Here is a 23,547-nt window from a genome sequence, read left to right as displayed (position 1 = left end):
CCGAATCACCCAATTATTTCGGTTTTTAAAGTATCCGGACTTTCTTGCAGGAGTTCGGATATTTTTTTACGGAGAACGGGATGCATGAAGTCCGGCATGATTTCATTTAACGGGCACAGGACAAAATTGCGTTGTGCCATTCTGGGATGGGGTACTGTCAGACGGGGGGTGTCGATGAGCAGTGAGTCACAGAACAGGATGTCGATATCCATGGTACGGGAACAGAATTGTACTCCCGCGCGTACCCTTCCCAGTTTTTGTTCGGTTTGCTGGCATTTGTCGAGAACTTCTTCCGGGGATAATTCCGTGTTGTAGGTCACGATTTGATTGTAAAAGGTATTCTCTGATTCAAATCCCCAAGGGGCGGTTTCGTAGAGGGAAGAACGAGTTTCGATCTTCCCGAGCTCCGACATTTCTTTTACCGCTTCATCAATGAGTGCTTTCCGGTCACCTTGATTTCCCCCGAAAATAAGAGTTACCAGCATGTACTAATTTTAGATTTTAGATTTTAGATTTTAGATTGAGTAACCTCAGTCTGAAATCTAAAATAAATTAGTGTTTCTTGTAATTGAACTTTCTATTCTTTTGTTGCCTGTTATTATTATTGTTGTTGGAAGGTTTTTTATTCGTCTTCTGCAACAAGTCTTTAGAATGAGATAATGTCATTCCTTCCGGCATTTCGATATTACCACCGTACAACGTGTTTATATCACAATAGATTTGTTCGTCTTCCACGGAGTCTTTGTTCCACGTGAGGAACGATTTTTTCATGTGGTTTGCCGTCAATACGGTAAGAACTCTCTTTATTTCAGGGTCTTCTGTTTCTTTGATTTTCTCGATTAGTTTTTCGGTGAGCAACCCGTAATGTTTATATTTGATACGGTGTTTGCTGTACGGCAGCCTTTCCGGCTTTTCTTCCAGAATGGCTTTATCGGGAAGCGGGTAGGGGGAGTCGATATCCAACGTGAAATTCGACATGATCATCAAGTGATCCCACAGTTTATGCCTGAAATCCGGCACGTCGCGTAAATGCGGGTACAAGTTTCCCATCACGCTGATAATCGTTCTGGCTGCACGGGTGCGTTCGTCTCTATCTTCTATTGTTGCCAGATGGTCAATCATTATTTGAATATTTCTCCCATATTCCGGAAGAATCAGTTTTTTTCTTTGGCTATTATAGTCCATTACAGGATATGTTTTGTATTTAAATTAGTTATTTATGGGGAAACGCCGGAAAAATCATTTCGCTATACCGGAATAAAACTCCCTCACGTGTAATTATAGATATTTAGAATATGCCGCAAATATAATACTTTTTATTTATAAGTCGTTAATTTGTATCCCCTTGCACGTATAGTTTTGCAAACTTTAACAAAAGTACTTTCTGACCATGCTTGGCAAATAGCACTTTAGCTTTTTTGTTTACCCCCAATCCGTCGAGCGTGATGACCTTTCCCGCCCCGAAATTCGGGTGATAGATAATCATTCCGGGTACTACCGTGTCGCCGCTGATCGCTTGCAATCTGGAGGTGTCCACATCCGGTATTTCCACGTTCGGCTGAGGGGATAAAGTCGGTTTTGCCATCCTCGTCACGCGTCCCGGCACTTGCAATTGCCGGTCTTCCCGCGAGCGGGTGGGGGTGAAAAAACCTTCCAGATACACGGGGTCGATTTCCGCGATAAATCGTGACGGTTGCGGGTACACCACGTTCCCGTTCTTGTAGCGGGTGGTGGCGTATGTCATGACCACTTTTTTCTCCGCGCGGGTCAGTGCCACGTAAAACAGGCGTCTTTCTTCTTCCAGAGCCGCGGGGGTATAAGCGCTTTGTTGAGCGGGGAAGAGGTCTTCTTCCATGCCCACGATAAAGACATTCTCGAATTCCAATCCTTTCGCCGAGTGAATGGTCATCAGCGTCACCTTGTTGTTGTCTTCCGGTTTTTCGCTATCTTGGTCAGTCAACAAGGCAACTCCCTCGAGGAACGACGGGAGTTTATCATCCCGTCCCTCGTTGTAAGCCGTTTCGCTGAAGTCTTTCACCGCGTTTAGCAACTCCTGTATATTTTCCTTTCGGGATACGCCTTCCGGGGTATCGTCGGCGGATAGATCGTCGATGATACCGGATGTTTTGGCGATACGGTAAGTCGTGTCGTACGCGTTTTCTTCTTTTGCCAACTCGGTAAAGCCCTCGATCAATTGCCTGAAATGCGTCAGTTTGGCAGCCGTCGCGGCAGAAACCACGCCGGGTACTTTGTTCAAGTTGCAGAGTACCGTCCAGATGCTCGCGTTGTATTTCAGGGCGACTTCCTTGAGTTTGTCCACGGTCGTGTCGCCGATACCTCTTTTGGGATAATTGATGATTCGCTTCAAGGCCTCCTCGTCATTCTGGTTGACGGTCAGGCGAAGGTATGCCAACAGGTCTTTGATCTCCTTTCTTTGATAGAAAGAGAGTCCCCCGTATATTTTGTAAGGAATATTTCTTTTGCGCAAGGCCTCTTCCATGATACGGGATTGTGCGTTTGTCCGGTAAAGGATGGCAAAGTCATTAAATTCCGCTTGCTCGTTCTGGGAGATGCGGAATATCTCTTGGGCGACTTGGAAACCTTCTTCTTTGTCCGACATGGCTTTCATTACCCGTATTTTGTCGCCTTCCTCGTTTTCCGAGAAAGTCTTTTTGGGTATCTGCTCCTTGTTCCGGCTGATGATACTGTTCGCCGCGTCCACGATGGTGGTCGTGGAGCGATAGTTCTGTTCCAGTTTGCAGAGCTTGTAGCCGGGGTAGTCGTTTCGGAAATTCAGAATGTTCTCGATACGGGCGCCCCGGAAAGAATAAATACTTTGCGCGTCATCCCCGACCACGCATATATTCTTGTGTTGTTCAGCGAGTTTCTTGATAATAAGGTATTGCGAGTAATTGGTATCCTGATACTCGTCGACCAGAATGTAATCGAATTTCTTCTGGTATTTTTCAAGTATTTCCGGGAAGTCACGGAACAATATATTGGTTTGCAACAACAGATCGTCAAAATCCATGACATCACTTTGGCGGCATCGTAACTGGTAATACTTGTATATTTCCGTGATCATCGGTTTTTTCGCCGCTTGATCGGCAGCCACGATTTTTGCTGATTGGGCGTACGCCTGCGCCACGACCAGATTGTTTTTAGCCATGGAGATTCGTCCCAGCACGTCGTTCGGTTTATATACCTTATCATCCAGTCTTAAATCTTTAACGATCGATTTGATCAGGTTCTTAGAATCCTGCGAATCGTATATCGTGAAATTGGACGTGTACCCGAGATGTTCGGCTTCCACCCGTAAGATTTTCGAGAAGATGGAGTGAAATGTCCCCATCCACAAGTTGGAGGCATTTCCTTGTCCGACGAGCGTGGCAATACGTTTTTGCATCTCGCGTGCCGCTTTGTTCGTGAAGGTTAGCGCCAAAATACGGTAGGCGGGTACGCCTTTGCTCAGCAAGTTAGCGATGCGATATGTCAATACCCTTGTCTTTCCCGATCCTGCACCGGCAATCACAAGCGTGGGGCCTTCCGTGTTTACAACAGCCTCTCTCTGGTTCTCGTTCAATTCGTTAATAAAGTCCACGATTTTTGAGTTTTCTGGAATCTTGAATTAGTTGTGCAAAAATATAAAATCATTTCCATATCGACGGGTGTATCGCGTGAAAATTTACAATTTGTTCCGAAGGAGTATTTATGCGGGGAATATTTATCTCACTCTCTTTGGCTTGAGTGAGGGAGGCATAACGGTTATGCTAGGGTTAAGCTCCGGTGTCGGGTAAAACTTGTTAAAATTTTGGTCGTGTATTGCTACGGAACGAGGATTTTTCGCCCAAGTTAAAAAAGCGTATTTTTTACTAAAACGTGGGCGAAGAGTGGGCTATAAGTAGGCGAAGAGTGGGCGATCCCGCCCAATAGTCTGCCAATTGTCGCCTTTTAGTCGCCTAACGGGGTAGTATATCCCTAATTTGCGGGTAGGAAAAGTTATAGCCAAGTAAGGGAAGATGGCGTTTGTCAGTCGTGTTTTACTCGGGTTTCCTGTATGAAATTGATGCTGTGGCAAGCCACGATGCCTGCGGTTTCCGTGCGCAGGCGGCTTTCGCCCAGTGTCAGGGGGATAAAGCCGTTGTTTTTGGCAAGTTCTATTTCCCGGCTGGAAAAGTCGCCCTCGGGACCGATTAGTATGGTGATCGGCTGGTCGGGGAGATAGGCTTCGTCCAGTCGTTTTTTGTTGTCCTCGTCACAGTGGGCGATACATTTTACGCCTTCCCGCCGCGCCTGCACGAAATCGTCGAAGGGTGTCATCGGGTGAAGCTCGGGAAGGTAGGCTTTCAGCGATTGTTTCATGGCGGAAACGATCACTTTTTCCAGTCTGTCCGGTTTGATGATCTTTCGCTCCGAGTGTTCGCAAAGTAGCGGGGTGATCTCGTCGATTCCTATTTCCGTGCATTTCTCGAGGAACCATTCGATGCGCTCGATGTTTTTGGTCGGGGCAATGGCGATATGTACGCGGAACTCCCGTTGCCCGTAACGTTCTATTTTCTCGATGCACCTGACTTCACAGCGCTTGGCATTCGGCTGGATGATCTCGCAGATGTAGAATCCCCCTTTACCGTCGATTAGCGATACTCGGTCACCCGTTTCGAGGCGAAGTACTTTGATGCAGTGTTTTGATTCTTCTTCCGGTAGCGTGTATTCATTGCCCGTGATGTCCGGCGTGTAAAATAGGTGCATAGTTCCGTGTTTTAATGACGGGGCAAAAGTATGAAAATGATGGGGAGTTTGCAAGTATGATATTTCAAGACACTATCTAGACTCTGGCATTGTTTTTCTTTTTTGTCGGTTTGAACACGGAAAGGTAAAGGACAATTAACAGGATTATTATCTGCGAGCCGCCCCACCATGCGGTTACGGACATATTACGTGTATATTCCGAAAGATTCGTCGTGTACCATTCAAGATCAGGATGAACATTACCGGTGACTGCCGGTCCGATGATGAAAGTGCCGAGTACAATCATGACAAAGGTTAGAATCCATTTGAGTGTCAGCCATTGATGCTTGAAGAATCCCCATTTCGTGCAACACCCGTAAATAATACCCGTGATAAGACATCCGGAAACTCCGATATAGATGAGTTCATCATCAAGCAATTTTATCGCCAGCGAGAGAATGTACCGTCCTTCCGGAACCGTCGTGTCGATAAAATGTTTTAATACATTCATCCCGAAAGCACTGCCAATCCAGCAAATCGCGCACAACACGTGAAAAAATTTCAACCATTTCATTCCTTTGGGAGAAAGTGTTTTCATAATTATTGTTTGTTTATTGATTTATATATTCGAATTAAGAAATTTATTCCCGCTTGATATTCTTGTTCACTCATTCCCCCGCGGGCAGTGGTTGTTGCCATAAAACCTCCCCTTTTGAAGTGGCAAGCACATTGCGCATTTTCAAAAGGGGAAAAATTTTATAATTGAATAATTAATCTTCGTCTGCCTTCTCTTCTTGGTAAGTTTTCAGCAGCTCATCCTGAACTTCTGACGGAACTTTTTCATAGCCGGAGAAGTTCATCGTGAAGGAGGCGCGTCCACCGGTGATGGAACTTAATGCCGTGGAGTAGCGTTGCATTTCTTTTAACGGTACTTTCGCCATTAGTTTCTGGAACCCGGAGTCGGCTTCCATTCCCATGATGATGGCTCTACGGGTTTGGAGGTCGCCCATCACGTCGCCCATGTATTCGTCCGGAACGAGGACTTCCACGTCGTAGATAGGTTCAAGGATTTTCGGACCAGCTTGTTTGAATGCGGCGCTGAAGGCATTACGTCCGGCAAGTTTGAACGAGATTTCGTTTGAGTCCACGGGGTGCATCTTGCCGTCGTACACGCTGACACGGATGTCGCGGGCGTATGAGCCGGTAAGTGGGCCTTCTTCCATTTTCTCCATGATACCCTTCAAGATTGCCGGCATGAAGCGGGCGTCGATAACACCACCCACGATACAATTGTAGAATACCAGTTTCCCACCCCACGGCAATTCAACGACTTCGGTGTCTTTCACTGAAATTTTGCTATCGACACCGTTGATTTTGTACATGGTCGGGGCGGGCATGCCCTCGGCATAAGGTTCTATCACGAGATGTACTTCTCCGAATTGTCCGGCACCACCCGATTGTTTCCTGTGGCGGTAGTCGGCGTAAGAGTATTTGGTGATGGTTTCGCGATACGGTATTCTTGGCGGGTAAAATTCGATTTCCAACTTGTCGTTGTGCTCGATGCGCCATTTCATCGTGTTCAGGTGGAATTCTCCCTGACCGGAGATAATCATTTGTTTCAATTCCTTGGAATATTCCACGAGGAACGTGGGGTCTTCCTGATGAATACGTTGCAGTACTTCGGCGAGTTTTTCTTCGTCGCTCGTGTTAGCGGCACGTACGGCTGTTCTGAAACGGGGATTCGGGTATTGGATTTGACCGAATTTGTAATGAACGTCTTTCTCGTTCAGCGTGTCGCCGTTGTTCGTGTTTTTCAGTTTAACGGTAGCGCCGATATCTCCTGCCATCATTTCAGGTACTTTCGTGCGGTTTTTCCCGGCTACCGCGTATAGCGTGGAGATACGTTCTTTACTGTCGTTGGTGGCGTTATATAGATCGTCACCTTCATGTACCGTGCCGGAAGCCACTTTGAAATAAATCACTTCTCCCAAATGAGGCTCTACCGTGGTGTTGAACATGTACAGGGAGGTTGGGCCTTTTTCGTCGTAAGGAATTTCCTGACCGTCTTCCGTGATGGACGGGGGCATACTGCCGGCACTCGGTGCCACGTTGATAACAAATTCCATGAAACGACGCACGCACATGTCTTTCTCTGCCGACACGCAGAACACGGGGAACATATCCCGTGCGATGAGTCCTTTGCGGATTCCCGCGCGCATCTCGTCTTCTGTTAGCGAGCCTTTCTCGAAGAATAATTCCATGAGTTGCTCGTCGTTCTCGGCGGCAGCCTCGATCAATGCGTTATGCAGTTCGTGTGCTTTCTCTTCTTCTTCTTTGGGGATGGGGAGTACTTCCGGTTTGCCGCCCTCGGGTTTCCACTGGTACATTTCCATCTTTAAAACGTCAATTACCCGGTTGAATCCGAGTCCCGGGTTCACGGGGTATTGTACTTGCACGACTTTTGAACCGAAAGCGGCTTTCGCTTGTTCCATCGTGTGGTCGAAATTTGCTTTCTCGTGATCTACTTGGTTGATAACGAAAATCAACGGTTTGTTGAGTCTTTTCGCGTGACGTGCGATGATCTCGGTTCCTACCTCGACACCTCTAACGGCATTAATGACCATTACTCCGGTATCGACAACGTTCAGCGCAGAGATAACTCCTCCGACAAAATCGTCTGCACCCGGGGTGTCAATAAAATTGAGCTTGTGCTCTTTCCACTCCGTGTATAGTACAGCCGGGAATACTGATGATCCGTATTCCTGTTCTACCGGACGGTAGTCGGATGAAGTGTTTTTTGCACTAATGCTACCTCTGCGCGGGATGACCCCGCCCTCGTACATCATGGATTCCGCTAACGTGGTTTTGCCGGACCCGGCACTACCCACCAGCGCGATGTTTTTAATTTCGTTAGGTTTATAGGTCTTCATTATAATACAGTTTAGTTAATAACGTATATAACTGTTCAAATAATTCGAGGGTTACAAATTAGTGAAGATTTTATTAAAAAGCAATAGTTTATGTCATTCTTGCTAAAAATATTTATCAACGGGGGGAATGGTCTGTTTTTTGTATATATTTGAAATGAATTTTAATTTGATTGATTTATGACAGGAATGAGTTTGATTTGGATAATATTTATTGGATTTGCGATCTTGAGTTGGTTGGTAAGCCACCAGTTACAAGTTCGTTTTAAGAAGTACTCTAAAATACCCACCGCTAACGGGATGACCGGGAAAGACGTGGTGGAGAAAATGTTGAGGGATAATGGTGTACAAGGGGTGAAGATCGGTAGTGTACAGGGGCAACTGACCGACCATTATAATCCGACGAACAAGACGATTAATTTGAGTCAGGAAGTATATTATGGTGCCAATGTGGCAGCCGCGGCTGTGGCAGCACACGAGTGCGGTCATGCTTTGCAACACGCGCAGGCTTACGGTATGTTGAAATTGCGTTCGGCTTTGGTGCCGATGGTAAGTTTTGCTTCCCGGTGGGTACAATGGATACTGTTGGCGGGAATCTTAACATTACAGGCATTCCCTCAAGTAATGTTGGCTGGGATTATTCTTTTTGGAGCAATGACTTTATTTAGTTTTATCACGTTACCCGTGGAAATTGATGCCAGTCATCGGGCATTGGCATGGTTGCGGAATTCCGGTATAACGACTTACGAATCGCAAGAAAGTGCTAAGGATGCCTTGAAATGGGCTGCTTACACGTACGTGATTGCCGCGCTTGGTTCTTTAGCTACCTTATTATATTATGTCATGATCTTTATGGGGCGGAGGGATTAATAAGTTTGTAAGGTTTATAAAGTTTATAAGGTTCGTAAGGTATAAGGACTTTGAGAACCGAAGGTTCAACTTTATGAACTTTATAAACTTTACGAACTAAAAAAACGAGAGGTGTTCCCTCTCGTTTTTTTATAAAAAGGCTTCTTTGATTTTTTCGACGTAATCGAGTTTTTCCCACGTGAAAAGTTCGACTTCTACTTCTTTAGTCGGCCAATAGTTCGAGGTGAATACTTTTTTCACGGTTCTGGGAGTTCTTCCCATGTGGCCGTAGCTTGCCGTTTCTTGATAGATCGGGTTACGGAGTTTCAAGCGTTGCTCGATGGCTTTCGGGCGAAGGTCGAAAAGTTGTTCGATTTTCCCGGCAATAGCGGAATCGCTCAGGTTTACTTTTGCCGTGCCGTAAGTGTTCACGAATATTCCCACGGGACGGGCGATACCGATGGCGTAGGAGATTTGAATTAATATTTCGTCGGCGATGCCTGCCGCAACCATGTTTTTAGCGATATGACGGGCGGCGTAAGCGGCTGAACGGTCTACTTTGGAAGGGTCTTTGCCGGAGAACGCGCCGCCGCCGTGCGCACCTTTTCCGCCGTAAGTGTCAACGATAATTTTTCTTCCGGTAAGCCCGGTATCCCCGTGAGGACCGCCGATTACGAATTTGCCCGTGGGGTTGACGTGGAGAATCAGGTTCTCGTCAAACAGGGCTTGCACGCGTTCCGGCAATTGTTGTTTTACCCGCGGAAGCAGAATGTTGATGATGTCCCAACGGATTTGATCCACCATTTGGGCGTCAGCTTCAAGCCGGGCTTCCGGTGATGTTTCTTTGGCACGGACAAATTCATCATGCTGGGTGGAGATCACTATCGTGTGAACACGGGCGGGTTTGTTGTCGTCGCCGTATTCAATGGTTACCTGTGATTTCGAGTCCGGGCGCAGGTAGGTCATTTCCTGTCCTTCCTTGCGGATTCGGGCGAGCTCGAATAACAGCAGGTGTGATAACTCGAGAGCTAGCGGCATGTAGTTATCCGTTTCGCTGCAAGCGTAACCGAACATCATGCCTTGGTCGCCGGCTCCTTGTTCCATCGGGTCTTCGCGTACCACTCCCCGGTTGATGTCGGGAGATTGTTCGTGAATGGCACTGAGGACTCCGCAGCTGTTCCCGTCGAACATGTATTCGCTTTTGGTGTAACCGATGCGGTTGATCACGTCACGGGCGATTTGTTGCACGTCCACGTAAGTTTTCGTTTTGATTTCTCCCGCGATGACGGTTTGTCCCGTGGTTACCAGTGTTTCGCAGGCAACCTTGGCGTCCGCGTCGAACGCGATGATTTTGTCTAGCACGGCATCCGAAATCTGGTCTGCCACTTTGTCCGGATGTCCTTCCGATACGGATTCAGATGTAAATAAGTATCCCATAAATTAATTTTAGATTTAAGGATTTTAGATTTTAGATTGAATCATAAATCGTAAATTAAACTATAGGAAAGTACATGGATGGTTGAATTCAGAATTATTCTGCGTTTTAGCACTTTTTTTCCGTGGTTGCAATCAGCCAAATCTTTCCACTTTTATCGGGTGCAAAGGTAATTATTTTCTCGATGAAATGAAACCATTCATGGAAGAATTGAGTATTTTTACAAAAAATAAGTAGCCATGAAGAACGAACATTCGCACGAGGGACATTCACATGCAGGTCACAATCATTCTCACGGGGATAGTACGAAGAATTTGGGTATCGCTTTTTTCTTGAATTTAGGTTTCGCTGTTATCGAGATTATCGGGGGCGTGTGGACGAATTCCATGATTTCGGGGATGCTTTTTCGATAGGGGTGTCTTTTTTCTTGGAACGATACTCGAAGAAACGGAGAACCCGGACATTTACTTACGGGTACAAGCGGTTTTCAACCTTGGGAGCTTTGATTAATTCTATCGTGTTGCTCGTCGGGTCTGTTTTTGTCTTTATGGAAACGATACCCCGTCTTTTTCATCCTGCCGAGGTAAATTATTCGGGGATGATGTGGTTGGCTATCGCGGGGTTGGCGGTGAACGGTTTTGCGGCATTGCGTCTGATGAAGGGAAATTCCATCAGCCAGCGTGCCGTGATGCTGCATTTACTGGAAGATGTGCTGGGGTGGTTGGCGGTACTGGTCGGCAGCTTGGTTATCCGTTACACGGGATGGTATTTCATAGACCCGCTTCTGTCCGTGTGTATCGGTATTTTTATCCTGACAAACGTGTGTCGCAACCTGTACGCTATTTTCCGGATTCTTCTGCAAGCGACGCCGGAACATATACCGGAAGATAAGGTGAAGCCTGTTCTGGAGGGGGTGCCGGGGGTGAAGGAAGTGCATGACCTGCACGTGTGGACGTTGGACGGGGAGAAGAATATCGCTTCCGCTCATTTGATTGTCCCGGACGTTGCCTCGCGGGAAGATGTTATCAAGGTAAAGCACGAGGCTGTCGATAAATTGAAAGAGATGGGAATCGACCACTTGACCGTCGAGATAGAGTACGAATCGGAAGGTTGTTACAGTTGCCCGGATGAATAGCATGTTTTGAATAGCGGGTAAAAGTTATGTAGTAAGAAAAATATTTTTCATTTTGAGTGATACTTTCGTAAATATTTTAGAAAGTATTTTATATATTTGTGGTGTGATAATGATGAATTCTTCGGATAGATGAAATTATGAACGACTCGAACACCATAAATAAAGGTTTTTTACCGGGCTTGAAGGAGAAACGGTACTTGCAGAAGAAGGCGATTATCGGCTTCCTTTACAAGATGGGCGAGTTGTCGAAGCCTGAAATCTGTCGGTTGACAAACGTGACTACTCCCACGGTCGGTAAGATGATTGATGAGTTGATGGAGGAAGGTTGGGTTGTTGACCGGGGATGCGGAAATTCTATCGGGGGGAAACGTCCTCATGTTTTTTCATTGAATCCCGATGCTGCCTATATACTGGGCGTGGATATAGGGCGCGAGTATTTGCGAATAGCTATTTTTAACCTGCAAAATGAGCCGATAGAGGGGATTCTGGAATACCCGTCCATACTGGAAGGACAGGATGATGATGTCACGCTGAAATATATCAAGGAGAGAATTGACGAGGTTATCGAGAAATTGGGTGTTGACCGCGCGAAGATCAAAATGTGCGGGGTTGCGCTTCCGGGATTGATAGACCGGGAAGGGAATACCTATACTTATCTGACGTACGAACGTCCCGGTTTGAAGGATATTCTGGAAGAAATGTTGGGGATGCCCGTGTTTATCGATAATGACTCGAACGTGATGGCGATGGCGGAACACACGTTCGGGATAGCGAAAAATATAAACAATGTTCTTTGTATTAGCGTAAACGAGTGTATCGGTTTGGGAATGATTTTGAACTCCAAGTTGTATCGCGGGGGAATCGGGATGGCCGGAGAGTTCGGGCATATCCGTATTTCGGGACTGGATGCGCCTTGCCATTGCGGGAAAATCGGATGCTTGGAAACGGTGTCTTCCGGTCGGGCAATCGAGAAAGTGGCGGGGAGGTCGTTGCAAGCCGTTATAGATGCCGCCGGAAAAGACGATATTTCGGCAATCGAGGTGTTGCATCAGGCGGGCGAGAAGTTGGGCGAAGGGATTGCCGCGATGATACACCTGTTTAACCCGGATATGGTCGTGATCGGGGGAGAAGTCACGGAGGCGAGGGATTTGCTGATTGTTCCGGTGCGACAGGCGGTAAATAAATACGCTTTGGCGCGGATGCGCAATCATTGCGAGCTGGTGATGAGTAACTTGGGAGGTTATTCGGCGATACTGGGAACGTTGATGATTGTGATGGAACATTTGTATGATGATTCGGAGAGTGTTTATTCACTCTATTAACCGGTATATAAAAGGAGGAACAATATGGTAATAACAAAAAACTACATCGCGAAGGGAGAGGGAGCTGACAGGTTCGAGAAGATACCCGTTCAGATCTATGAAACGGCGGACGAGGCGGTGAAAGCCGTTGCCCGGGAAATCGCAGATTTGGTGCGAACCAAAGCTGCCAGCAGTGAAAAGTGTGTTCTGGGATTGGCGACGGGAGTTTCCCCGATCAAATTGTACCAAGAACTCGTGAGGATGCACAGGGAGGAAGGCTTGTCTTTCCGCAACGTGGTGACGTTCAACTTGGACGAGTATCTGCCGATGCCGAAAGAGTCGGAGCAGAGTTACCATTATTTCATGCATCATCATTTATTTGATCATATAGATATTGATCCTAAAAATATTCATATACCCGACGGTACTTTACAGACGGAAGAAGAGATAGAGAAATTCTGCGAGGATTACGAGAAAGCGATTGACGCGGAGGGCGGAATTGATCTTCAAGTACTGGGTATCGGTCGGACGGGACACATCGGTTTCAACGAGCCGGGGTCTTTTATCACGTCTACCACGAGAAAGGTTTACTTGAATGACTTGACGATTAAAGACGCGATTAAGGATTTCGGGAGCCGGAATCTGGTACCCACGAAAGCGATTACCATGGGGGTGGGGACGATCATGAAAGCAAGACGGGTTGTTTTGCTCGCGTGGGGAGAGAAGAAAGCCCCGATCATCAAGGCTACCGTGGAAGGACGGGTGTCGGACACGGTGCCTGCCACTTTCTTGCAGATGCATTCGGACGTGCAGTTCGTGATTGACGAGAGTGCGGCGGGTGAATTGACGAGAGCGGATTACCCGTGGTTGGTGAGCAAGGTGGATTGGGACAAGAAACTGATTCGTAAGGCGGTTTTGCGTTTGTGCCAGAAATTGAAGAAGCCTATATTGAAGGTCGAGGATAAAGATTATCAGGAGAATGGTCTGAGTGATCTGATAGAGTTGTTCGGTTCGGCAAATAAAGTGAATATCGAGGTGTTCAACGATATGCAACACACGATTTCCGGTTGGCCGGGAGGGAAACCGAACGCCGATGATTCAACCCGTCCGGAAAGGGCGAATCCTTACCCGAAGCGCGTGTTGATTTTCAGCCCGCACCCGGATGATGACGTGATTTCCATGGGAGGTACCGAGGCGCGTCTGGTGGAACAGGGGCATGAGGTGCATGTGGCGTACCAGACATCGGGGAATATCGCCGTGTTTGACGATTACTTGTACCAGATGATGGATGTTGCCGATATGTTCTCTCGTAACTTGGGAATGGAGAACGAGAGTTTTAAAAGATTGAAAGACAAGATACATAACCGGAAACCGGAGGAAAACGAATCGCCGGAGTTGTTACCGTACAAGGCGGCACTGCGTTCGGCAGAGGCGTTGTCAGCCTGTCGGTTTATGGGAATACCGAAAGAGAGAGTGCATTTCTTGAATATGCCTTTCTACGAAACGGGTTCGGTGAAGAAGAAGCCGTTAGGAGATGGGGATGTTGATATTATCGTGAAATTGTTGCGGGAGATCAGGCCTCACCAGATATACGCGGCGGGGGATCTTGCCGACCCGCACGGGACACATGCCGTTTGTCTGGAGGCTATCATGCAGGCGTTTGATGTCGTGAGTGGGGATGAATGGTTCCGGGATTGTTACACGTGGTTGTACCGCGGGGCATGGTTGGAATGGGAAATGGAGAAAGTCGATATGGCTGTACCGGTGAGCCCGTCGGAATTGACAATCAAACGGGAAGCTATTTACAGGCACGGTTCCCAGAATAACGGTCCGGCATACCCGGGAGATGATCCGCGGGAGTTCTGGCAGCGGGCGGAAGATCGCAATCGTAACACGGCCGATTTGTATAACAAGATCGGGATGGCGGAATACGAGGCGATGGAGGTCTTCGTCCGTTACAAGCATGAAAAATAATATGTTGTGTTTTATATTTTTTTTTGCGGGAGCGGGATTCTACGGGATCCCGTTTCTTTTTATTCGCCGGTGGAAGCTCATTAAATGGTTGCGTATGGAGAGAGGGGTGAAAGAAAATGGTTTTGTTTTTGCAAAATGTCGATGAAATTGTATTAATTTGTCTTTAGGATTTATATTTGATATTTATGTTGGGGCGTCGAAATTTGGAGCGAGAGTTCGAGAATATGTTTAAGGAGAACTATTCTCGTTTGTGTCAGTATGCTTATACTTACTTGAATGATAAGGATGCGAGTGAGGATGTGGTGAGTGAAGCTTTCGAGTATGCATGGAAGAAGTATAAGGAACTCAAAAAAGATGAATTGTTTGCAGTTCTTGTTTTGCGGGTGAAACATGGAAGCATGAATTATTTGCGTCATCGCAAGGCGGTCGATAAATATGCAGCAATGCTTATGAAAGCGGATAGAGAGGGGGAGGATTTGACAGGAGAGGATGAGGATAGAATAAAGCGTGTGGAAAAGGTGATCTCTACTTTACCTGTTCAAACCCGGAGAGTGTTGGAAGAATGTTGTTTTAATAGGAAGACGTATTTGGAAACGGCGGATTTGTTGGGAATTAGCAGAAATACGGTGAAGAAGCACATGATGAGGGTTTTGGAGTTGTTGAGAGAAGAGTTTTTTGGAAAAAATGAATGAAGGGGGTACCCTAAACAAGATGATAGGTGTATTTATTAAAGATTAGAAGATGGATAATATAAAGCAAGATATGGATAAAACAGATAGGTTGTTGGATGCTTTGGATGATCCCCAAATCAAGGATGAGGAGCTGGAAAGAATGTTATCGGATCCGGACTGCGCACGTGATATGCGTTTGTTGGAAGATTGCAGAAGTTATTTCGTCCGTGAGTTGCTGGAAACGGATTCGGATAAGGCGTGGGGTAAGTTTGCACGAAAACAGCGGGTGAAGAGGTATAGACGTTTGTTGGTCGGTTTCGTGAGCGGGGCGGCAAGTATTTTGTTGTTGTTGTGGATCTTTAGGTTTGCTTTTCAGCCTTCTGTTCAACGGGAGTTTGTTACATTTTTGCCGGACACTTCTTTCTCGAGCGCGGTGTTGTGCACGGGTGACGGACGAAAGGTGGTTCTTTCGAATTCGAAAACGGATAGTTTGCCGGGTAATATCATGGTGGCTTCCGATAGCGGCAAGATGTTGGTTTATGAACCTGTAGAACCGGACAGTGAGATGGAAATGCACACGCTTTCGACATCCAGCGGGTGTTTTTATCAATTGTGTTTGTCGGATGGAACCCGGGTGTGGTTGAACGCGGAGAGTAGGTTAAGGTACCCTAGTGTTTTTCCGGAAGGAGAGAGAGTTGTCGAGTTGCAGGGAGAAGGTTTTTTTAAGGTGGCACATGATGCGGCACGTCCTTTTAAAGTGAAGGTCGGGGAGCTGGTGACGGAGGTGTTGGGAACGGAGTTTAACGTGCGTGCTTATTCCAGAGAGGATACTCACGTGACGTTGTTGCAGGGGAGCGTCCGGGTGACGGATAAGGTTTCTGCCGCGGAAGCGGTTATTCGTCCGGGAGAGGATGCGTTTTTAAGGGAAGATGGTTCTTTCGAGATTAAAAATGTTGACACGGATAGTTTTTATTTATGGATTGAAGGGTATTTTTATTTTGATAACGAATCTTTGGCGGAGATTATGCGGGAGTTGTGCAGGTGGTATGGTGTGCGTGTCGTGTTCCGGGATGAAACATTTATGCATTTGCGTTTGCATTTCTTGGCGGAAAGGGATTTGCCTGTGGATAATGCCTTAAAATTATTGAATATGATGGGAGATATGAAAATTACTCGTGAGGGAAATACGATATTTGTAGATTAACAGGTTAGTATATTGTGTTTGTGTTGTTTAACAGCCGTGTTTGCGGCTGTTATTTTTTTGTCTAATTTTTTTTAAAAGGGGGGGTACCCTATTTTTGATTACGCGTGTTCTTGTATATGAATTATAAAATTAACAAGACAAATTTATGGGACATCAAAGTATTTTTTGCACGCGAGGGCAAATTAGGCTGTTCGGGGTTTCTCGGATTGTATTGTTCGCGTGTTTCTTGCTTTTAACGTCTTTTGTTCAGGCTCAAGAACGGAAGAATATTACGGTAGATTTTAAAGAGGAGGCTTTAGGGGAGGTGTTGAAAAAGTTGGAAAAACTTTCCCCGTATAAGATTTTGTTCACGTATGATCACGTGCAGGGGTATAAGGTGACGGCATCATTGAAGAATGTCACGATACTCGATGCGTTGAAAAAGGTGTTGGAAGGGAAGCCGTTCACTTACTCGGAAATTACCGATGGCAAGTATATTACGGTGAAATACCAATCCGATAAGAAGAACTTGGACGGGAAGGTCGTTACAGTCAAAGGAGTGGTGCTTGATAAAAATAAGGAGCCTCTTCCGGGAGTGACAGTGATAATCAAGGGTACTTCCACGGGGGTGGCAACTAATGCGGATGGTATGTACGAGATTGTTGTCCCTACTTCGTCGGAAACGGTGTTGCAATTCTCTTGTATCGGGATGAAGAGTGAAGAGGTTAAGGTCGGGAAAGAGAAGACGATTAACGTCACGATGAGCGAGGAGGTGAACGAGGTGGATGAAGTGGTGGTAAACGGTATATACACGGCATCAAAGAATAGTTACACGGGAGCGGTATCCACGGTTCGTTCCGAAGATATTCTTGCAGTTTCTCAGACGAATTTGTTCAAGGCGTTGACCGTGCTTGTGCCGGGAATGAGAATCGTGGATAATAACGAGCAGGGTTCGAATCCTAATTATATCCCGGAGATTATTATCCGGGGTACGACTTCGATAAAGACTTCCGATGACCAGTATGGTTTGAACTCTCCATTGATTATCGTGGATGGAGTGGAAACGACTTTGGAAGGATTATATGATATGGATGTGTTTGATATTGAGCGTGTCGATGTGTTGAAGGATGCTTCGGCAACGGCTATCTACGGTGATAAAGCGGCTAACGGGGTTATCGTGGTGACTCGTAAACGAGTTGCGGATAGTAAATTGCGGATGCGTTACAATTTTGTGCCTGATATCCAATTCCCTGATGTGAGTTCCTATAGTTTGTGTAATCCAAGACAGAAATTGGAATTGGAAAGACGTTGGGGAATATATGAGGGAATGAATGGAGAGAAGGAAATGGAGTATAACAGGAAATTGAAGTTGGTTAACTCGGGTGTTTATACCGATTGGGCTGCAATACCCGTGCGAATTGCTTGGTCGCATAGTCACTCGCTTTCTGTTACCGGTAGAGGAGGCGGTTTGGATTATAGTGTGACTGCCCGTTACGGGGATGCACATGGTGTAATGAAAGGGGATTTTCGGCGGAATTATGGTATCGGTTTTTATTTCTCGTATATTTTTAGAAATAAATTGACGGTTACGTTCCGTTCGGATATTCGAAAGACGGATTCGAAAAATTCTCCTTACGGATCGTATTCTCAATGGGTGGTGCTGAATCCATATGATTGTCCGTACGATGAGTATGGAGAATTAATACCTAAACTTTCTTTTGGTGCAGTTAATCCTATGTATAATGCGTCAACGGGAAGTTTCTCGAAGAGCAAGTCGAAGAATATAAGTAACAATTTGACGTTTCGTTGGGATGTGATGAAGGGTATGATTGTAAATTTAAGTGCGAATTTATCTTTAAGTGATAATCGAAGTGATGATTATATATCCAGTTTGCATACATCATCTATGGTGGGGAATGAATCTGCCAATACCAAAGGTAGATACGTTTTGTCGGGGGCAGAGGGGACAAGTTGGAGTATGACCGGGTCGGTAAGTTATTCGTTGCCTTTTGATGACAAGGGAAGTATTTTGACAACGAATGTCGGTTCAACAATAACTCAAAGTAATTCATCATCATTCGGTATGGAGGGAAGAGGTTTTCTTAAACCTGTAATGAATGATATTAATTTTGCCCGAACTTATCCTTCGGGAGGAAAGCCTAGAGGTAGTAACGATTATTCGGCAAGCGTGGGGGTATTTGCGAATTTGAATTTTATCTTTAGAAATCGATATTTCCTTGATGGAAGTTATAGAAGTTCCGGTAGTTCGGTTTTGGGAGGAAATAATCAATGGGCTCCTTATTGGTCTTTCGGAATAGGTTGGAACGCTCATAACGAGAGTTTTATCAAAGCACTTTCTTGGATAAGTACTTTCCGATTCCGCGGTAGTATAGGTTTTGTCGGTAGTGGTAATTTTGGTGGTAATATGGCGCAGACAATCTATACTTACGGGGACGCATATCTGTTAGGATTAGGAGCAATTCCATCGCAATTAGGGAATCCCGACTTGAAGGCACAACGCACCTTGAATATGAATGGTGGTGTCGTGTTGGATATTCTTGAAGGGTGGTTTCAGGTGAATCTTGATTTTTACAGACAACGCACGAAAGATGCCTTGTTGCCGATCGGGCTTCCTCTTTCTACCGGGGCTGCCACGGTTCAAGCCAATCTCGGTGAGAGTTTGAACTGGGGAATGGAGATATCTGTTTCTTCTTTGCTGGTGAGGACAACGGATTGGTTGTTGCGTTTGACCGTGAATACGCATCACACGGAAAATAAATTGATGAAAATTAGTAATGCACTAGCCAGACAGAACGAAGCGAATATGCGGGACAAGGGGGTTGCACCCAAGTTGCAACTTCGCGAAGGGGAGTCAATGGATGCTATTTATGCCGTGGATTCGTGGGGGATTAATCCGGCTAACGGGTTGGAAGTGTTTTTAAAAAAAGATACGAAAGAACCCACGTATACTTATAATGTGGAAGATATGGTCGCATTAGGGGATACAAAACCTTGGTTCGAGGGAAGTTCGTCCCTCTCAGCAGCTTGGCGGGATATAAGCGTGGGTATGGCATTCAGTTACACGTTCGGGGGGTATATTTATAATTCGACACGGGCTGCAAAGGTGGAAAATATAGATATAACCAAAAACGTGGATGTGCGGGCGTACACGGATCGTTGGGTAAAACCGGGTGATGTGGTGGCGTATCCTAAAGGAGAGTATGAGCAACAACGGTTTGTTAAATCGGCCCGGTTTGTGGAGAAGAAGAACGAGGTTTATTTGTCATCCGTGTCAATCTCGTATAATTTGCCTCAAACGTGGGTGAGAGGAATCGGCTTGAAGCGATTGACAGTGGGTGTTACATTCTCGGATGTGTTGCGGTTATCTACCGTGAAGTATGAAAGAGGTACTTCTTATCCGTTTATGCGCGGTTTCAATTTTATGATTAGTCCTACATTCTAATATAAATGAATTATGAATAGAGTTATTGTATTGGTATTTTTACTGGGAGTTTTTTTTTCTTCCTGTGAGGATTTTTTAACGGCACGCGATAAGTCTTCTATTTTGGAAGATGATTTGTTCACGGATCAAGAGGGGATAGAGGAGGCTATGTACGGGCTTTACGTGACGTTAGCAAAGGGGGATATGTATGGAGAAACTTTCCAACAGACGATTGATTTGTTGGGACAGTATTTCGCTATAGGGAAAGAGGCGGGTAGTGATGCTTCGGCGGGTGGTATATATGACAAGATTATAATGCATGATCACACGGACCAACGGGCGATAGACAGGTATAAAAAAATGTGGCAGACTTCTTACAAGTTTGTAAGTGACGTGAATAAAATATTAGAGAGGTTGGAAATTTGGGATGGAAAGAGGTTGAAACATGAAAAGATGTACAAAGGGGAAGCTTTAGGGGTTCGTGCGTATGTCTTGTTTGATTTGTTGAGGATGTACGGTTCGGCTTTGGAAGAAAATAGGGGGATTCCCTATGTTACACAATACGGGATGTACGTGACACCTTTTTCCACGACGGGAGAATGTTACGAGAAGATTATTGCAGACTTGAAGGCAGCGGAACAGTTATTGACAGAAGACGAGAAGCTTTTGGTTTATCCTCGTTTGCCGGAGAATATGTATGATTTGTTTACCAGTGAACGCGTATCTCATTTTAATCTTTATGCGGTGAAGGCAACTTTAGCCCGTGTCTATTGGACAAGGGGAAGGGCGGGTGATTTGGATAGTGCGGGAATGTATGCTCGTGAGGTAATCGAATCCGGCAGGTTTCCGTTACCGAGTGACGGAACAACGATTAGTTCCACGCATTTTATCCGCTGTATGGGAGGGACGGTAAATGCTGATGAAGCTATTTTCGGACTTTATGTTTCCAATATGTATGATAATTGGTCTGGGGAGCTTCTTTTGCAGAGCGGGGGGTGGTTGCCTGCGGAGCCGGAAATGTATAAAAGACGGGATGATAAGTTTGATTATCGTAATGAATGGATAGGAGTGCCTAATATATATAATATGTCGCTAGCGGATAGAATCCGTATCTATGGAGATCGTTATCTGAAAGTGTTGGATCGTGTGCTGATAAATCCGGGCGATAAAGATTTGGCGGGAATCGGTTTCAACGGAGCGAATATGATTCGTATTCCGGAAATGTATTTGATACTGGTTGAATCTTTGGTTGAATCTTCTCCAGAAGAAGCAAAAATTTTCTTTAATAAATATTATGCTTCGCGAGGAATGGGAAACTTCGATGGTGATTTGACAATTGAAATTATTGACGAGGAATTCAGAAAAGAGTTTGTACTGGAAGGACAATATTGGTTTCGTTTGAAAAAAAGACAGCCGGATAAGTTAAAATTGGTTCCTCAGATTGGAGGTGAACTTACCATGGATGAGGATAAATGGAATTTGAATATACCGGACGAGGAGTTTGAATACCGCGATGAATCGACATATTGATTAATTAAAGAGAGAAGAGTTATGAAGAAGAAATTTTACGTGATATGGAGTATTATTTTATTGATGTTTTTCGCTTCGTGTGAAAAAGATCCGTGGGTATGGGATACAAGTAGGAAGACGGGTATTGTTTTAGATCGGAATGTCGTGGAAATACAGTTTTCAGAGTATACTGATACGACTTGGGCAGCGGGAGGTGCCTCGTATTCGATACTTGGAGTCCCGGTTGATTATGATAGGAAGATTCTTGTAGAAGTTGTTGATAGTTTGACGAATATGCCATCAACGGATTATAAGATTGAGGCAGTTTTAACGGCAGGGGCCGTGCGGGGAGCGATTCGAGTGTGGGCTCGTCGTCCGTCTTACAAGGAGTATGAGGACATGAAATTGTGGGTAGGATTGAGGATTTTGGAAAATGATGAATTTATACCGATGATGCAGAGTCCGGAAGTGACTTTTGGCGTGAAGGTCGTGCATCCCCAGCAACCTAAATGGTGGGTGGAAGATTTGTTAGGGAAATTTTCGGAAGTTGCCTACAGAAAGTTATTTGAGATTTATAATGAATTATGGTATAAATGGCCAAGACCGGAGGAATATCGCGCAATGCTTGATCTGTTTGGGTATCGGTTGCAGATGCTTACGAATGAGGGAAAGTGGAGTGGGATATATTTGGCTTATCAACCCTTATTTAAGCAAGGAGTGTTGGTGCCGCTGTTTGATTATTTTACGGAACATCCTAATCCGGAGGTGGAAATTCCGGAGTGGTACAATAATAAATAAAAGTAGATGAGTATGAAAAAGGTAATATTAGTGGTGCTTGCGGTTTTTCTTGTCGGCTTGGTAAGTTGCGTCAAAGATAAGACGACCGGACCGCATATAGAGGTTTCCGATATATATATTTCCGATCAGGATACCGTGTTATATCCTAAACTTGGGGAAGAGTTCGTGTTTGATCCTTCTGATCGGATATCACAAACAGATCCGTCCTGTCCGCTGACTTATCAATGGCGTTATGGAAAGATTTATGTTAGTGCTAAAGGGGTGTATATGGTTCATCCACAAGATTCATTGAAAATGTTATCGAATGATAAAGTGCTAAGATTCACTTTCGACAGGCAAGAGCCTTATTTTGCTCGTTTAAGGGTATCGAATGAATTTGGCAGTGCGTATCGTTATTTTATTGTAAAGCCGAGCAGTAATTTTGACGAGGGGTTGGTTATGTTGAGTCGCAATGATGAGGGTGATGCCATGTTTTCCGTGCAGAATACCGTGACGGATGAAATAGAACTCGTGCAAAAAGAGGCTTCCGATTTCTGGTATCGGACTTCAGAGGATGTACCTGTTCTAAAAGATGATATCGTGGATTTTGCGTTTGTTTGCGGGGGGGGCGATATTTGGTTTCCTCGGGTAGGTTATCCTTATATTCTTTCCCGGAAAAATAAACAGGCATATTATTTGGATCACAATACATTGAGAGTGATTACCGGTTTCGAGTTTTCAGGAACGCCATTAAAGTTAGGAATGTGTGGGGTGGGCAAGTTTGATTTGTTTGCATTCTGTGATGATGGGGATATGCGGGTACAAACTTGGAATTGGCAAATGGAAGTAGAGAGGAAAGTTTTCAAAGATGTTCATCATTGGGATCGCTTTCAGCGGGTTAAAATACGTTCGGGCATAGAGAGAAACAGCACTTTTTTAGATATTCTTTTTTTGCATGATGACGAGAATTCAAAGTTATATGGCATATGGGCTGATGGACTTTCCGATAGTGGGATAGGGCCGGAAGCTTATCTGGGAGAAAAAGTGATTTACGCGATACCGTTTGAAACGGCAAATATCGGTGTACATGATTTTTATATTGTGACGCAAAATATCGAGAATCCGTCGAAGATAACGATAAGGCAAGTTTCCGATGTCGGATACACGGGGAGTATGTATCTTCTGTTTGGTTTATACAATGTGGTATCTTCGTATACGTATGATTTACCGGAGGGTGAAGAGTTGACTTTAACACCGGAAGCGCAGGTTTTGAACGTGTATCAACATCGTTCGATTTTGTATAATACAGACCGTAAGATTTACATGTGGAAACCCGGTGCTTCGACGGAACCTAAGTTGCCGACAGAAGAATCCGAGCTTTGTTTTGACGTGACCAGTGTGAATCCCAATGCCGTGATTACTTGTATGACACAGGATATTACGAATAAATATGTCTTTGTCGGGGTGTATGATCCCACGGCAGAGGGAGAGCGTAAAGGTAGCGTGTACGTGTTGGATTCGTTTGATTTGTCTTTGCTCAAAAAGTGGGAACACGTGGCATACAAGCCAATGAATATGTATTATAAACTTCATTTGTTGCGTACGGATTACTGATT

Annotated in this window: 18 protein-coding genes; 11 read left to right on the top strand and 7 right to left on the bottom strand. The window is 45.2% G+C overall.

The window, feature by feature from the left end; translation table 11 throughout:
- Positions 1 to 5: 5 nt before the first annotated feature.
- The 6 genes from folK to CS948_RS04950 all read right to left on the bottom strand — a co-directional run bounded on the left by folK (position 6) and on the right by CS948_RS04950 (position 7,658).
- The gene (gene folK, locus CS948_RS04975) at positions 6 to 485 is read right to left on the bottom strand and encodes a 2-amino-4-hydroxy-6-hydroxymethyldihydropteridine diphosphokinase (RefSeq protein WP_099290614.1); all 480 of its coding nucleotides are present in this window, start codon (positions 483 to 485) and stop codon (positions 6 to 8) included.
- 67 nt (positions 486 to 552) lie between these two features.
- A complete protein-coding gene (locus tag CS948_RS04970; protein WP_099290613.1) occupies positions 553 to 1,185 on the bottom strand; it encodes a DUF4290 domain-containing protein in 633 nt (210 codons plus the stop codon).
- Between the two features lie 145 nt (positions 1,186 to 1,330).
- Complete coding sequence (locus CS948_RS04965) at positions 1,331 to 3,601, bottom strand: ATP-dependent helicase (protein ID WP_227216275.1); 2,271 nt, start codon at positions 3,599 to 3,601, stop codon at positions 1,331 to 1,333.
- Between the two features lie 428 nt (positions 3,602 to 4,029).
- Complete coding sequence (locus CS948_RS04960; RefSeq protein WP_099290611.1) at positions 4,030 to 4,749, bottom strand: 16S rRNA (uracil(1498)-N(3))-methyltransferase; 720 nt, start codon at positions 4,747 to 4,749, stop codon at positions 4,030 to 4,032.
- Between the two features lie 76 nt (positions 4,750 to 4,825).
- Positions 4,826 to 5,326, bottom strand: coding sequence for a hypothetical protein (locus CS948_RS04955; protein ID WP_099290610.1), 501 nt, complete (start codon positions 5,324 to 5,326; stop codon positions 4,826 to 4,828).
- A gap of 172 nt (positions 5,327 to 5,498) precedes the next feature.
- Complete coding sequence (locus CS948_RS04950) at positions 5,499 to 7,658, bottom strand: translation factor GTPase family protein (RefSeq protein ID WP_099290609.1); 2,160 nt, start codon at positions 7,656 to 7,658, stop codon at positions 5,499 to 5,501.
- Between the two features lie 186 nt (positions 7,659 to 7,844).
- On the opposite strand from CS948_RS04950, the gene CS948_RS04945 reads away from it, so the two are divergent.
- A complete protein-coding gene (locus tag CS948_RS04945; protein ID WP_099290811.1) occupies positions 7,845 to 8,525 on the top strand; it encodes a zinc metallopeptidase in 681 nt (226 codons plus the stop codon).
- A gap of 129 nt (positions 8,526 to 8,654) precedes the next feature.
- Here CS948_RS04945 and metK read toward each other — a convergent pair whose 3' ends face one another.
- A complete protein-coding gene (gene metK, locus CS948_RS04940; RefSeq protein ID WP_099290608.1) occupies positions 8,655 to 9,941 on the bottom strand; it encodes a methionine adenosyltransferase in 1,287 nt (428 codons plus the stop codon).
- A gap of 237 nt (positions 9,942 to 10,178) precedes the next feature.
- On the opposite strand from metK, the gene CS948_RS21600 reads away from it, so the two are divergent.
- The 10 genes from CS948_RS21600 to CS948_RS04895 all read left to right on the top strand — a co-directional run bounded on the left by CS948_RS21600 (position 10,179) and on the right by CS948_RS04895 (position 23,545).
- The gene (locus CS948_RS21600) at positions 10,179 to 10,352 is read left to right on the top strand and encodes a hypothetical protein (RefSeq protein WP_176554924.1); all 174 of its coding nucleotides are present in this window, start codon (positions 10,179 to 10,181) and stop codon (positions 10,350 to 10,352) included.
- Positions 10,313 to 11,074, top strand: coding sequence for a cation diffusion facilitator family transporter (locus CS948_RS04935; protein WP_099290607.1), 762 nt, complete (start codon positions 10,313 to 10,315; stop codon positions 11,072 to 11,074). Before CS948_RS21600 ends, CS948_RS04935 begins: the two co-directional genes overlap by 40 nt.
- 137 nt (positions 11,075 to 11,211) lie before the next feature.
- Positions 11,212 to 12,396 carry an ROK family transcriptional regulator gene (locus CS948_RS04930; protein ID WP_099290606.1) on the top strand — a complete coding sequence of 395 codons (1,185 nt, stop codon included), beginning with the start codon at positions 11,212 to 11,214 and terminating at the stop codon, positions 12,394 to 12,396.
- A 24-nt stretch (positions 12,397 to 12,420) separates the two neighbouring features.
- Positions 12,421 to 14,349, top strand: a complete 1,929-nt coding sequence (nagB, locus tag CS948_RS04925) for a glucosamine-6-phosphate deaminase (protein WP_099290605.1) — start codon at positions 12,421 to 12,423, stop codon at positions 14,347 to 14,349.
- A gap of 185 nt (positions 14,350 to 14,534) precedes the next feature.
- Positions 14,535 to 15,041 (top strand): sigma-70 family RNA polymerase sigma factor, encoded by a 507-nt coding sequence (locus tag CS948_RS04920; RefSeq protein ID WP_141560884.1) that lies wholly within the window; start codon positions 14,535 to 14,537, stop codon positions 15,039 to 15,041.
- Between the two features lie 49 nt (positions 15,042 to 15,090).
- Complete coding sequence (locus CS948_RS04915; protein WP_099290603.1) at positions 15,091 to 16,224, top strand: FecR family protein; 1,134 nt, start codon at positions 15,091 to 15,093, stop codon at positions 16,222 to 16,224.
- A 145-nt stretch (positions 16,225 to 16,369) separates the two neighbouring features.
- A complete protein-coding gene (locus CS948_RS04910) occupies positions 16,370 to 19,666 on the top strand; it encodes a SusC/RagA family TonB-linked outer membrane protein (RefSeq protein WP_099290602.1) in 3,297 nt (1,098 codons plus the stop codon).
- Between the two features lie 12 nt (positions 19,667 to 19,678).
- Entirely contained in the window at positions 19,679 to 21,175 is a 1,497-nt protein-coding gene (locus tag CS948_RS04905) for a RagB/SusD family nutrient uptake outer membrane protein (protein ID WP_099290601.1), read from the top strand.
- Positions 21,176 to 21,196: 21 nt separating this feature from the next.
- Positions 21,197 to 21,952: a DUF4843 domain-containing protein gene (locus CS948_RS04900; RefSeq protein ID WP_099290600.1), complete on the top strand. Its 756-nt coding sequence runs from the start codon at positions 21,197 to 21,199 to the stop codon at positions 21,950 to 21,952.
- Positions 21,953 to 21,964: 12 nt separating this feature from the next.
- Positions 21,965 to 23,545, top strand: a complete 1,581-nt coding sequence (locus CS948_RS04895) for a hypothetical protein (protein WP_099290599.1) — start codon at positions 21,965 to 21,967, stop codon at positions 23,543 to 23,545.
- The last annotated feature ends 2 nt before the right edge of the window (positions 23,546 to 23,547 follow it).

Source organism: Butyricimonas sp. Marseille-P3923 (assembly GCF_900184685.1).
GTDB classification, from domain to species: Bacteria; Bacteroidota; Bacteroidia; order Bacteroidales; family Marinifilaceae; genus Butyricimonas; species Butyricimonas muris.
This window is presented reverse-complemented; position numbering and strand designations above follow the sequence as displayed.

Excerpts from the sequence above, each read along its gene's own strand:
- CS948_RS04950 (WP_099290609.1), bottom strand. The coding sequence starts at position 7,658 with ATGAAGACCTATAAACCTAACGAAATTAAAAACATCGCGCTGGTGGGT.
- CS948_RS04910 (WP_099290602.1), top strand. The coding sequence starts at position 16,370 with ATGGGACATCAAAGTATTTTTTGCACGCGAGGGCAAATTAGGCTGTTC.
- CS948_RS04920 (WP_141560884.1), top strand. The coding sequence starts at position 14,535 with ATGTTGGGGCGTCGAAATTTGGAGCGAGAGTTCGAGAATATGTTTAAG.
- CS948_RS04945 (WP_099290811.1), top strand. The coding sequence starts at position 7,845 with ATGAGTTTGATTTGGATAATATTTATTGGATTTGCGATCTTGAGTTGG.
- metK (WP_099290608.1), bottom strand. The coding sequence starts at position 9,941 with ATGGGATACTTATTTACATCTGAATCCGTATCGGAAGGACATCCGGAC.
- CS948_RS04930 (WP_099290606.1), top strand. The coding sequence starts at position 11,212 with ATGAACGACTCGAACACCATAAATAAAGGTTTTTTACCGGGCTTGAAG.
- CS948_RS04960 (WP_099290611.1), bottom strand. The coding sequence starts at position 4,749 with ATGCACCTATTTTACACGCCGGACATCACGGGCAATGAATACACGCTA.
- nagB (WP_099290605.1), top strand. The coding sequence starts at position 12,421 with ATGGTAATAACAAAAAACTACATCGCGAAGGGAGAGGGAGCTGACAGG.
- CS948_RS04970 (WP_099290613.1), bottom strand. The coding sequence starts at position 1,185 with ATGGACTATAATAGCCAAAGAAAAAAACTGATTCTTCCGGAATATGGG.
- CS948_RS04900 (WP_099290600.1), top strand. The coding sequence starts at position 21,197 with ATGAAGAAGAAATTTTACGTGATATGGAGTATTATTTTATTGATGTTT.
- CS948_RS04905 (WP_099290601.1), top strand. The coding sequence starts at position 19,679 with ATGAATAGAGTTATTGTATTGGTATTTTTACTGGGAGTTTTTTTTTCT.
- CS948_RS21600 (WP_176554924.1), top strand. The coding sequence starts at position 10,179 with ATGAAGAACGAACATTCGCACGAGGGACATTCACATGCAGGTCACAAT.
- CS948_RS04915 (WP_099290603.1), top strand. The coding sequence starts at position 15,091 with ATGGATAATATAAAGCAAGATATGGATAAAACAGATAGGTTGTTGGAT.
- folK (WP_099290614.1), bottom strand. The coding sequence starts at position 485 with ATGCTGGTAACTCTTATTTTCGGGGGAAATCAAGGTGACCGGAAAGCA.
- CS948_RS04895 (WP_099290599.1), top strand. The coding sequence starts at position 21,965 with ATGAAAAAGGTAATATTAGTGGTGCTTGCGGTTTTTCTTGTCGGCTTG.
- CS948_RS04955 (WP_099290610.1), bottom strand. The coding sequence starts at position 5,326 with ATGAAAACACTTTCTCCCAAAGGAATGAAATGGTTGAAATTTTTTCAC.